Origin of the sequence: Haliscomenobacter sp., from assembly GCF_040403615.1 — a bacterium.
GTDB lineage: Bacteria > Bacteroidota > Bacteroidia > Chitinophagales > Saprospiraceae > Haliscomenobacter.
In genome coordinates, this window is record NZ_JBBAKG010000062.1 from 24697 (window position 1) to 36837 (window position 12141).

Consider the following 12141-nt stretch of genomic DNA (forward strand, 5'->3'; position numbering starts at 1 on the left):
TATTCAGGGTTAAAAATTACAACTTGAATAATTCATCTAAATACGCACTTCTTGTCTTATCGGTGTAACTCATTTTGCAAAGACCGAGTCCACTCTGCATCATACTGTAGCAGGATCCGTCGGAACGGGCATCATCCAGGTGGGTACGATTGAGCACGCAATGTCCCAACTCGTGAAAAACCACCATCTCGCGTTGTAAGGCACTCGCCGACTTCCAAAACGTTTGATCAACCAGCACACGCTTTTGTCCGTTAGAGATCGTCTGGCATTTGGCAGCCACATTGGTTTCTGCCAAGTCAGTAATCGTGCCGCTGTAAGGGCTCATGTCCAGGGTTAGTCCTCTGGTAGTAGCTTCGGCAGCAAAGCTGTCGAATAAAGGTTGCAAATCGGTATCAACGACAATTGTTTCTTCCTTGCTACACGAAAAAACAGTACATACAAGCAAGGAGAGTACAATGAGTTTGTGCATTTGTTTGGGTATTTTATAGTATAAGCCAGCAATTAAGTCTTTGTACTCACAACAATTGAAAAAAATTGCAAAGCCATACAATAAATGCAATCAACAAGATTTGCCGCAACGCTTCGAGCGCCCGATGCGACAGATTTCGCGCCGATTGATAGTTTAAATCCATGATTTCACCAATCTGGGCATAGTCCATATCCGCAAAATATTTAAGGTAAAGCACTTCTCGCTGGCGCTCGCTCAGGGCGGCCATCGCGATTTTGAGTTTGGCCTCTCGTTCTGCATCTATTTCTCCCTGAATCAGGAGTTGGTCAATGCCAAAATCAGCCTGAAAGTGGCGTTCCTCAGGCTCTTCACTGGCAATTTTTTTCACTTGCCGATCCAGGGTTTTGACGATTTTGCGCCGGAGGGAAACAAACAGGTACTTGCGGATGGAATCAGTCGCAGAGATTCTTTGCCGGGCATCCCACAATTCGATAAACAAGTCCTGAATACAGTCTTCTACCAATTGAGCATCGGGCATGAATTTGCGTCCATACTTCAACAAAACGGCAGCATGATCGCGGTAGATGAATTCCAACGCAGCTTTGTCTCCTTCTTTCAAGGCTTGCCAACGCTCTAAATCAGACATTGAATAACATATTAAAGGGACGAACCCCATGAAAATTGAAAAAGAAACGCATACAATTCTTTTTGCTTTTGTAGAACATACAATTTTTAAAAAAAAATTTCAAAAACCTGAGTACAAGATAAGAATAGTCGGCTTACTGCAATAAACAAAGCATTCTTAACCCAAAAAATTCCAAAACATGTTAAAGTCCATTTTGAAACTGAGTGTGTTACTCACCATTTTTGCAACAGTCCTATTCACAGCTTGTCAAAAAGATTCGTTTGTAGTCGATGAAGAAAACTTTACACTAGGTGACCCACTTTTGGGCCAAGGTCCTCGTGGCCCTCGCGACAGTTCCCACTGCTGCTTTGAGTTTGTGTTTCCCATCAACGTAAAATTGCCAGGTGGCGATATATTGGTGATCAAAGGAGAACGCGAACACAAAAACTTCATTGACCGTTGGAAAAATGCCAATCGTAATGGCCGCCCAACCATCATTTTTCCAGTAGACGTTACCCTGCAAAACGGCTCAACTGCCACCATCAACAGTGCAGATGAACTGAAGAAATTGATCGAATCCTGTTTGCCCGATCGCCCAGAACCTACTCCATGTTTCAAAGTCGTATTCCCAGTACAAGTAAAGATGCCGAACGGTACACTGGTGACCATCAATACCCCTCAGGAATTTGCCGATATGCTGAAGAAATGGCGGGAGAACCATACCGATCCAGCTTCACATCCTGAGATTGTGTTGCCTTATAACGTGACCAAAGCAGATGGGACTGTTGTAAAAGTTGACAGTCTGAATGACATCAAGAGAATTTTGCTGGAGTGCAAGCCCGGCCCAGACCGTCCAGGCCCAAGCATTGATCTTCGCCCATGTTACCGCATCGTTTTCCCAGACACCATCAAGCATCCTGATGGCACCACGGCAATAGCCGCTGATGCAGAAGATTTTGCCAAACAAGCACTGGCATGGCGCAAAGCACATCCTGCAGCAGTTGGTATAAGCATCGTAAAATTGCCTTTCAGCATTGTTTACCGCGATAGCAAGGTTGCAGTAATCAAAACTGCGGAAGACCTCGTAAAAGCCAATGCCAAATGTGCGAGCATTGACCCAACGCCTTGCTTCGATGTGGTATTCCCAGCAAAGGTAAAATTACCAAGTGGATTGATTGTAGAAGTGAAATCTGCTGATGCCTTTAAGGAGCTGATTGAAAGATGGATCAAAAACAACCCATTGTCAACGGATCGTCCAGAACTGGTTTTTCCTTACCGCGTCAAAACCCGTGACGGCAAAACCACAATCATCAAGGATAAAGATGATTTCAAGAAGCTGTTGGCCAATTGCCGCTAGGCGACCTGAATAATCCCAAAACAAAACGACACATATTGAGCTTGAATGTATATGGGCCGCCGAAGCTTTTTCGGTGGCTCTTTTTGTTTGTACTGCATTTTTATTTACCTTCCCTTCCTCATATCACCGTGCATGCAGACCGAATTCGAATACCTTCAGCAACTCGCTCAATCCTACTATCAACTTTCAGCGGATCCCGAGCAGATGTATACTCACCTGAAAAATTTGGCCCCTCAGGTGATTCAACAACTGCTGAACAAATACGATCTTCCCGATCAGCCTTTTCAGCCCATTCACCTGTTGCGTATGGAGTGCCTGCGCTTATTGTTGAGCGGGCAGCCAATCAACGCTGAAAAAATTGAAGAGCTCAAGCAAAGAATTCGCCAAAAAAACCTGACCTATTTTGCCCACCTGGATACAGCTACCCTGCAAAAATTGAATGAATACCCCGTAAGCAACCGCGATGTTTTTCATGGTTATCAAAAACCCTGGACGGTTTTTCTGCCCCTCATCTACGAAGGCGAAACACAGGCTACTACTCGGGAATACCTGACCCGCATTGGTCAGGCCTTGAATGTCGCGCTTCAGCTCAAAAAGTATGTGGTGAAAATCGCCGACTTCCGCTGGGCATCCCCTTTTGGCACCAATGTGGCCTTGGTTTCTTTGCAGGTACCCACATTCAGAGGGCGGGGAAATAAAAACTCGAACCTGTTTGCATTAAAATTTGGCGACATCACCACTGCGGGAAAAATTGCTGGAGAAAACCTTAGCCCTGATAAAATGGTGCTCAACCAGCTTTGGTCTGTTCAGACGTATGATGAGGTTGTGGGCATTTTCGAGCAAATAAAACCTGAAGTAGTTGCCTTCAACGATAAAATTTTAGGGATTGATTCCGAGCTGGAGGCTGCGCCCAAAACAGGTCAAAAGTCCTACCGTCCAGCACCAGTGCAAGATCATGCAAACAAGCTGGAAGAACCCCAGGAACCTGTCTACATCTCCCGCTACCGCTACGAAGATGACCCTGAGCGCCCTTTTATTTCTACCGAAACCTTTGTACGACTGGTGCATTTGCTCAAGCGCAAGCGCAATGTCATTTTGCAGGGGCCTCCGGGCGTAGGCAAAACTTTTTTGGCCAGCAAATTGGCTTATGGCCTGATGGGGTACAAACAAAATGAGCAAATTCAGCGCTTGCAATTTCACCAATCGTACAGCTACGAGGATTTTGTCCAAGGCTTGCGGCCTGCTCCAGCCGGCGGATTTGAGCTGCGCAATGGCGTGTTTTACCAATATTGCCAACTGGCACATGCCCATCCCGATCGGGCTTACTTTTTGATCATCGACGAGATCAACCGGGGCAATTTGAGCAAGATCTTTGGCGAGTTGCTGCAACTCATTGAAGCCGACAAACGCGCCGAAAATTACGCCTTGCGCCTGACCTACAGTGCCGAGGCTGACCCGGATTTTTTTGTCCCACCCAACCTCTACCTGATCGGCACCATGAATACCGCCGACCGTTCATTGGCCATTATCGATTATGCCTTGCGGCGGCGATTTGCCTTCATTGAAGTAGAGCCTTGCTTCGACGCGCAGTTTGTGCATTTTTTGCAACAACAAGGTTTAAGTGCAGGGCTGGTGCAACACATTGCCCTGCAAGTGCCCAAACTCAACGAAGAAATTGTACGCGATCCCAATTTGGGCAAAGATTTTCGCCTGGGACACAGCTACTTTTGCACTTATGCTCCTGCCATGGATGAGGGACAATGGTATCAGGATGTATTGCGCTATGAGATCCGCCCGATGTTGGAAGAAATGTGGTTTGACCAACCCGATAGAGTAGAAAAAGCCTTTCAGTATTTGGAAAAAGATCGACCATGATCCCAATCCAAAACCTGTATTACTTGCTGAGTTATGCTTGGAACACCCTGGAAGAAGCGGAGCGGGTGGCCATTGACGCAGAACAATACCATCGATTGCCAGATCTGTTCGCCAAAGTATTGATCAATGGCTTGAAAATATTACTCAAACGGGGATTGGATCGCGATTATCAATCGCAAGAGCAAGAAGTAGCAGGGGTAAAAGGTAAACTCAACTTTAGCGCCACCCTCAAATCCAATCGTTTGTGGCAGCAACATACCATTTGCGCATTTGATGAATACAGCGCCGATATGCCCAGCAATCAAATCCTGGCCGCCACGATACAGCATCTTTTGGACACTCCAAGTCTGGATAAACAACTTAAAGGTGAATTGCAGGGCATCCAGCGCATGTTTCCTCGGGTCAAGACCATTTCGTTGAGCAAAAAAATCTTTGCACAAGTTCAGTTGCGGCACAACCAGCGGATGTATGGTTTTCTGCTGCACATTTGTCGCATCATCGCCGAAAATCTCTTGCCCACTGAAAATCCAGGCAGGTTCAAATTCGTCGATTTTCGCCGCGATGAGCGCAAAATGAACCGGGTTTTTGAGTCTTTTCTGTTTCGTTTTTTCCAAAAAGAACAAAATGAATATTGGGTGCGTCGGGAGCAAATCCGTTGGCAATGGGATGCCCCGCAAGACCCTCAACACCTCAGCTACTTGCCGATTATGGAAACAGACTTAACCCTGGAAAGCAAATCGCGCAAAATCATCATCGACGCCAAGTACTACCGATCTCCCCTGGGAGGAAGCCGTTTTGATGCCGACAAACTGGTATCGGCCAATCTTTACCAGCTTTACAGTTACCTGCTCAATCAGGCACACCGCGACGAACGTTCGCGGGTAGCCACAGGCATGCTGCTGTATCCTCAAATTGATGCTCCATTGCGCCTGGATTACCGCTTTGGCGAACACCTTCTTCTGGTGCGCAGCATCAACCTGAATGCCAATTGGCGAGATATTCACCAGAATCTCCTTGAACTGCTTTAAAAAAAGGATGGCTCTGCGATTACTTTTAAGTCGAGAGCCACCCCGGGAATAGTGTCAAACAAAAACGTAACAGAATAAAATCAAATAGTCCGTTTTGGATAGTACGGCGCTTTTCTCACAGTATGTTATTGTATAAAAAGGATAAGGAAATGAATTTCCTCTAATGAATGATCAGTTTATGGACTTGGCCCAGGGACTTTCCATCCCGATCTACCCAATGCACAAAGTACATCCCTGTGGCCAAATCCGGTACGTCCACCTGAACGCCATAGGTGGCATCTCCACTCCAAGCTTGCGTTTTTATCAGTTGCCCCTGGGTGTTTTTAATCAGTATAAATGATGTTGTAAACTGATTTTCAAGTGGAGTATCTTCTCTATCCCCAATCTGCAAAGGAGCATCTACCTGTTCTTGTACCCTGGGTTTGAAATAAAACGTTCCTTTACTTGGATTTGGGAAGATGGCTGAGGCTTCCCTTTCGGGCAAGCGCTCATTGCTGCGGGTGATAAAGATCGTGGAAGCCATAATACTGGTATCTCCTGCGCTACAAATCGAGCGCACCCGCCATTCATAGGTTCGGCCAATCCGCACACCACTTACACTGGCGCTGGTATTGGCGGTTACCACACTCGCCCACTTGCTTACGCTGGGTTTGAGTTGTCGAATCTCCGCCAGGTATTTGTATGCATTAACGCCTTCCCAAGCCAAGGTAACTTTAGTACCCAATAACGTTTGTTTGATGCCAATAGGCGTAGGGCAGGTGACCTTGTTGGTGCAAGGCACGCAAGATCCGCCACAATCTACCCCGGTTTCATCGCCATTTTGGCGGCCATCGCTGCATAAATCTTCTTTAGAAATCTGTCCTGGGCTGGAGATCCCTGGCGAACTGGAAATTCTGTTCCGAAACCCACCCGCTGCAAACAAAGCTTGCATGCGGCGTGCTTGCCCAGCAGTGAATAAATTCATGCAACCATCATCGGTGTAATCCATGAAATTCTGCACCATCAATTTGCCGCCGCAGGAAAAAGCATCCTTGGGGCAACCGTGATTGGCATCATCAGAGTCAGGCGTATCGGCTACCATGTCATCTATGGAGCAATCGCCGTCGCCCCAAATGTGGAACAGGTTCAGCCAATGCCCCACTTCATGGGTAGCAGTACGCCCCCGATCAAAAGGTGGTTTGGTATGACCGTAACGGCCAAAAAACTGGAAATCGACCACCACGCCATCGGTGGCAGCGGGGCCACCCGGCAATTGACCATAACCCATGATGTCGCCATCCAGGTTGCAAACCCAAATATTGAGGTATTGCTGGGTCGGCCAGGAATCGATGCCCCCAGTTTTGCTAAACTTCACATCGTCATAAGTAGAAAATGTGGAAAACGGAGTGTATCTCCGGCGAATGCCGTTGGTCGATGTTCCATCAGGGGTTCGATTGGCCAATTGAAATTGGATGCCAGTACTTGCAGCCTGTGGCCAGGTCTTGTCTGCATCGGGATTAATGTGGCCGAAATCTTCGTTCAATACTCGAATCTGCTCAAGGATTTGTTCATCCGAGATGTTTTCAGTTGCCGTGTTGTACACAACATTGACGACAACGGGAATCAAGATAGCGGGAGCATCTCTTAATTCTGGTTGGCTCGCAAAAAGCTGAGTCTGTCGCTCAATAAGCGCTCGGCTTTGTGTTGCAGATGGATTTGTTTTCGCGATGAATTTCCAATGTTCTAAAGTGGCACAGTTGCGTTGTCCGACAAGAGCTTGTACAAAGAGTATTGGAAATAGGAAGCATGTGAGTGTTCTTGTACTCATGTTTTTTTGTGATTACAGTGTCCAAAAAATTAATACTCAACCCTTTGGCACTTATTTACCCCTAAGATTAATGCATCAAGGTGGCTAGAGTGTAAACAACAAGACAAAAATCTCCCTCCTCAAAGAGAAGCCACCTTGGTAGTCTCGTTGTCAGTTTTTGGGTGCAAACAAGTAATTGTTGGTACAGAGATTTGGCCTGGATGTGCGAAATATGACTCCTTATGCTTAAGTTTGAGCTGCAGTCAAAAACCCATCATGGAGCAACAAAGGCAACCAGACAACCGCTGTAAAAATGGATTTGAAATAAACCTGTTGGAAGATTGAAGTACCTGAAAATGGCTAAACATGAAAAAATCGCAAGGGAGGAGAGCGATATTTCGACAGTAATATTACAATTCTTTTTTTGAACATCCTTATATTGGGGTGACTTTTTTCATTTTAATGTCATTTTTTTTCAAAAAAGTGCTGCCCAGCCGGAATTTACGACCAAGTTTAAACCTTTTTTTAGTCCTTTTTTAGCTTAAAAAGCAAACCAAATTGACCTTAATCGTTGACAGCGAGCTAAGTTCAAAACACAAAACTACTAATTCATATTCTATTGTAAATTGACACTTACATGACAAGTTTAAACCAGCAATTCCGGAAGATCCTGGTAGCCAATCGTGGGGAAATCGCTATTCGGGTTTTACGCGCCGCATCAGAGTTGCGCATCGCTACAGTTGCGATTTACACATTTGAAGACCGTTATTCGTTGCACCGCTTCAAAGCAGATCAAGCCTTTCAAATTGGTGAAAACAACGACCCCCTCAAACCCTACCTGAACATTAAGGAGATCATCCGCGTAGCGAAAGAGAATCAGGTGGATGCCATCCACCCAGGCTACGGTTTTCTTTCCGAAAACGTTGGCTTTGCTCGGGCTTGTCGGGAAGCAGGAATCACCTTTATCGGGCCAGATCCAGAAATCATGGATCAATTGGGCGATAAAATTGCAGCCAAAGACATCGCCCGCAAAACGGGTATTCCGCTGATTCCCGATAGTGAACTTGATTTAAGCACACCTGAAATTGCACTCACCGAAGCACGTCGCATTGGTTATCCTGTGATCATTAAAGCCGCAGCTGGCGGCGGTGGTCGTGGGATGCGGGTCGTACGCGACGACGATTCAATGGCCAAAGAATACAAAGAAGCCAGCGGAGAAGCCCTCACTGCTTTTGGAGACGGAACGGTGTTTTTGGAAAAATTCATCGAACGCCCCAAACACATTGAGGTACAAATTTTGGGCGACCGCCACGGCAACGTTGTACACCTTTACGAACGCGACTGCTCCATTCAGCGCCGTTTTCAAAAAGTAGTGGAAATTGCCCCTGGTGTAAGTATTCGCAAGGAAGGCACCAAGGAAAAACTATACGCTTATGCCCTCCAACTGGCACGTGCGGTAGGCTACAACAACGCTGGAACCGTCGAGTTTTTGCTCGACGATGAAGAAAATGTCTATTTCATTGAAGTGAATCCGCGCATCCAGGTGGAGCATACCGTGACCGAAGAGGTTACTGGAATCGATTTGGTGCGTTCGCAAATATTGGTGGCCCAAGGTTTCCCCCTCGACAGTCCTGAAGTGGGCATTCCAAATCAGGAATCCATCGAGTGTTCTGGCTGCGCCATCCAATGCCGCATCACCACCGAAGACCCTACCAACGATTTCAAACCCGATTACGGAACCCTGATTGCTTACCGCAGTCCGGGTGGTATGGGCATCCGTTTGGATGCCGGTAGCGCCTTTGCAGGTGCACGCATTTCTCCTTTCTTCGATAGTTTGCTGGTCAAAGTAACCGCATGGGGCCGGGATATGCCTTCGGCAGCGCGCAAACTGCACCGCGCCTTGCGCGAATTCCGGGTGAGAGGGGTCAAAACCAACATCGGCTTTTTGTTGAATTTGCTGGAAAATGAGGATTTTCAAAACCACAATTTCACAGTCAATTTCATCAAGGAAAATCCTCAACTGCTCAAATCCAGAAACTGGCAAGACAGTGGTACGCGGCTGCTGCGCTACGTAGCAGACGTCATCGTGAACAAAAACCCCGACGTGTCTTTCCGCGATCCCAATGTGGTGTTGCTCAATCCGGTTGTGCCCAAATTCAATCCAGAAGAAGCTTTCCCCAAAGGGAGCAAAGACAAACTGAAAGAATTGGGCCGCGAAGGATTTGTCAACTGGCTGAAAGCCGAGCCACAAATTCAATACACCGATACCACTTTTCGCGATGCCCACCAATCCTTGTTGGCGACGCGGGTGCGGACTTATGACTTGCTGAAAATTGCCGAAAGCTATGCCCGTCACCACGGCAGCCAGGTCTTTTCAATGGAAGTTTGGGGTGGTGCCACTTTTGATGTAGCACTGCGCTTTTTGCACGAATGCCCCTGGGAACGCCTGGAACAAATCCGCAAGGCCATCCCCAACGTGTTGCTGCAAATGCTCATCCGGGGCTCCAATGCCGTGGGTTATGCCGCCTATCCCGACAACGTGATCGAGCGCTTCATCGAGGAAGCGGCCAAAACGGGCATCGATATTTTCCGCATTTTTGATTCGCTCAACTACGTGGATTCGATGAGGACAAGCATTCGCACCGTTCGCGAGCGCACCGAATCTCTGGCGGAAGCTTGTATTTGCTATACCGGAGACATCATGGATCCGAAGCGCACCAAATTCAGTTTGCAGTACTACCTGGATCTGGCCCGCAGATTGGAAGACGAAGGTGCACACATCCTCTGCATCAAAGACATGGCGGGTTTGTTGAAACCTTTTGCGGCAGACGTACTGGTCAGAGAACTGCGCCAGGCCATCGATATACCGATTCACCTGCATACCCACGATACCTCTTCGATTCAGGTAGCGACTTACCTCAAAGCCGTAGAAGCAGGCGTCAATGTGGTAGACCTGGCCTTGGCCTCGATGAGTGGCCTGACCTCACAGCCCAATTTCAACTCCTTCGTAGCCATGATGGCGGGACATGAACGGGAAAACCCTATCCCGCTCCACATCCTGAATGAGTTTTCCAATTATTGGGAATCAGTGCGCCGGGTATACCATCCTTTTGAATCAGAACTGCGGGCAGGATCAGCAGATGTGTACGAACACGAAATACCGGGCGGGCAATACTCCAACTTGAGGCCACAGGCCCGTGCTCTTGGACTGGAAGACAAGTTCGAACTGGTAAAACACAACTACCGGGTAGCCAACGACCTATTTGGTGACATTGTCAAAGTCACCCCATCGTCAAAAGTGGTGGGCGACATGGCTTTGTTCATGACTTCCAACAACCTGAGCGCCGAAGATGTGATCAAGCGGGGCAACTCGCTAGCTTTTCCCGATAGTGTCAAAGCTTTGATGCGTGGAGACCTGGGACAAGTTGAAGGAGGTTTTCCGGCGGATGTTCAGGCAGTGGTGCTCAAGGGAGAAATACCGTATACCGATGCCCCAAATGCGCACATGACTCCCCTGGATCTAGATGTAGAATTTGCATCCTTTCAGGAAAAATTTGGCTTAAACACCAAGTTCCGCGACTTCCTGTCGTACCAGATGTACCCCAAAGTGTACGAGGAATACCACGAATCGAGCCAGAAATACGGCGATTTGAGCCACTTGTCTTCCAAGGTCTTTTTCTTTGGCATGGAACCCATGGAGGAAATCATCATCGAGTTGGCCAAAGGCAAAAACATCGTGGTGAAATACCTCAACAAAACCCAGCCCGATGAATTGGGCAACCGGGTGGTATTTTTCCAACTGAATGGCCAATCGCGGATGCTGTCGGTACGGGATAAAACCGCCAAAACCGAGTCGATCGCCCATCAGAAAGTGAGCAAAGCCAGTGATGTGGGTGCGCCACTGCAAGGCAGTTTGGCCAAAATTTTGGTCAAAGAAGGCGATGCGGTACAGGCCAACACGCCCCTGTTTGTGATCGAAGCAATGAAAATGGAAAGTACCATCATTGCACACGCGCCAGGTACGGTGAAGAAAATTCACCTGAAGGAGAAAACGCTGGTGGAGCAAGATGATTTGATCATCGAGCTGGAATAAAAGTTGCTCGACAATTTAAGCTGAGTTTGGGGATTCCCGAGCTCAGCTTGAAACACCTATAATTCACCATTCAATGATAACCTTTCGCAGCGCAAATCCCTCCGACGAAGCGGCCATTGCCCGCCTTCATGCACAAAGCTGGCAAAAGCATTACCGAGGCATTTTCAGCGATGATTACCTCGACAATGAGGTGGTACAAGAACGCGCCGCCGTTTGGGCCGAGCGTTTTGCTAACCCGCAAGCCAATCGGCACATCATCCTGGCCGAAAACGGCGATGCACTTTGTGGATTTGCCTGCATCGAGGCAAATGAAGATCCCATCTTCGGCAGTCTGCTCGACAACCTGCACGTATCCAGCGAAGTTCAAGGCCAGGGCATTGGGGTGCAGCTGATCCAACGCGCAGCGCAATGGGCAGAATCGGCAGAACCCAATTGTGGTTTTTATTTATGGGTATTGGAAGACAATCATTCGGCACGCAGGTTTTATGAAGCAATGGGGGCAATCAACGAGGAAACGATACCGCACGAAAATCCAGATGGCGGCACGTCAATGGTGTGCAGGTGTATTTGGAAGGAATGTGGGGATGTGTACAAACGGTAGAAGCTGCATGAATATTAGCATTAATAACGCTCATTACGCACAAAACGCAGTATTCAGGCAGTTTCACACGATAAATTTTACGGATGTGCTGGGCAGTTGAACTGCTTTTGAGTATTTGTCAATTTTTGTCTGATACAAAAAGTAACCAAAAAAATCAAGGCTGTTTAAGACTTATTGTAATGAGAGACTGCTTGGTTCAAAAATGGTCTTTTTTCCCTGCTTTTCGTTTATTTTCTCGTCCGTAGCGCTGTCCTGTCCCGATTTATCGGGGTACGCACTCCAAAATAAGCCTCAATCAGGAAAAAATTTATGCTGAGCTTGCCGAAGT

General features: G+C 47.4%; 8 protein-coding genes. 5 read left to right on the forward strand and 3 right to left on the reverse strand.

Annotated elements, in window-relative coordinates:
* Positions 1 to 16: 16 nt before the first annotated feature.
* Positions 17 to 469: a putative metallopeptidase gene (locus ABW391_RS18800; protein ID WP_353483449.1), complete on the reverse strand. Its 453-nt coding sequence runs from the start codon at positions 467 to 469 to the stop codon at positions 17 to 19.
* Positions 470 to 515: 46 nt separating this feature from the next.
* Entirely contained in the window at positions 516 to 1094 is a 579-nt protein-coding gene (locus ABW391_RS18805) for an RNA polymerase sigma factor (protein ID WP_353483450.1), read from the reverse strand.
* A 178-nt stretch (positions 1095 to 1272) separates the two neighbouring features.
* On the opposite strand from ABW391_RS18805, the gene ABW391_RS18810 reads away from it, so the two are divergent.
* The 3 genes from ABW391_RS18810 to mcrC all read left to right on the forward strand — a co-directional run bounded on the left by ABW391_RS18810 (position 1273) and on the right by mcrC (position 5333).
* Positions 1273 to 2430: a hypothetical protein gene (locus ABW391_RS18810; RefSeq protein WP_353483451.1), complete on the forward strand. Its 1158-nt coding sequence runs from the start codon at positions 1273 to 1275 to the stop codon at positions 2428 to 2430.
* 132 nt (positions 2431 to 2562) lie between these two features.
* A complete protein-coding gene (locus ABW391_RS18815) occupies positions 2563 to 4305 on the forward strand; it encodes an AAA family ATPase (protein WP_353483452.1) in 1743 nt (580 codons plus the stop codon).
* Entirely contained in the window at positions 4302 to 5333 is a 1032-nt protein-coding gene (gene mcrC / locus ABW391_RS18820) for a 5-methylcytosine-specific restriction endonuclease system specificity protein McrC (RefSeq protein ID WP_353483453.1), read from the forward strand. The genes ABW391_RS18815 and mcrC overlap by 4 nt, the downstream gene beginning before the upstream one ends.
* A gap of 160 nt (positions 5334 to 5493) precedes the next feature.
* Here mcrC and ABW391_RS18825 read toward each other — a convergent pair whose 3' ends face one another.
* Positions 5494 to 7140, reverse strand: a complete 1647-nt coding sequence (locus ABW391_RS18825) for a M43 family zinc metalloprotease (RefSeq protein WP_353483454.1) — start codon at positions 7138 to 7140, stop codon at positions 5494 to 5496.
* Positions 7141 to 7756: 616 nt separating this feature from the next.
* Here ABW391_RS18825 and ABW391_RS18830 point away from each other — a divergent pair.
* Together ABW391_RS18830 and ABW391_RS18835 are read left to right on the forward strand one after the other, a co-directional pair.
* Positions 7757 to 11212: a pyruvate carboxylase gene (locus ABW391_RS18830; protein WP_353483455.1), complete on the forward strand. Its 3456-nt coding sequence runs from the start codon at positions 7757 to 7759 to the stop codon at positions 11210 to 11212.
* 73 nt (positions 11213 to 11285) lie between these two features.
* Complete coding sequence (locus ABW391_RS18835) at positions 11286 to 11813, forward strand: GNAT family N-acetyltransferase (RefSeq protein WP_353483456.1); 528 nt, start codon at positions 11286 to 11288, stop codon at positions 11811 to 11813.
* The last annotated feature ends 328 nt before the right edge of the window (positions 11814 to 12141 follow it).

Bases quoted from the DNA above. Each gene is read 5' to 3' on its own strand.
- ABW391_RS18810 (WP_353483451.1), top strand. From the start codon at position 1,273: ATGTTAAAGTCCATTTTGAAACTGAGTGTGTTACTCACCATTTTTGCA.
- mcrC (WP_353483453.1), top strand. From the start codon at position 4,302: ATGATCCCAATCCAAAACCTGTATTACTTGCTGAGTTATGCTTGGAAC.
- ABW391_RS18800 (WP_353483449.1), bottom strand. From the start codon at position 469: ATGCACAAACTCATTGTACTCTCCTTGCTTGTATGTACTGTTTTTTCG.
- ABW391_RS18805 (WP_353483450.1), bottom strand. From the start codon at position 1,094: ATGTCTGATTTAGAGCGTTGGCAAGCCTTGAAAGAAGGAGACAAAGCT.
- ABW391_RS18830 (WP_353483455.1), top strand. From the start codon at position 7,757: ATGACAAGTTTAAACCAGCAATTCCGGAAGATCCTGGTAGCCAATCGT.
- ABW391_RS18825 (WP_353483454.1), bottom strand. From the start codon at position 7,140: ATGAGTACAAGAACACTCACATGCTTCCTATTTCCAATACTCTTTGTA.
- ABW391_RS18815 (WP_353483452.1), top strand. From the start codon at position 2,563: ATGCAGACCGAATTCGAATACCTTCAGCAACTCGCTCAATCCTACTAT.
- ABW391_RS18835 (WP_353483456.1), top strand. From the start codon at position 11,286: ATGATAACCTTTCGCAGCGCAAATCCCTCCGACGAAGCGGCCATTGCC.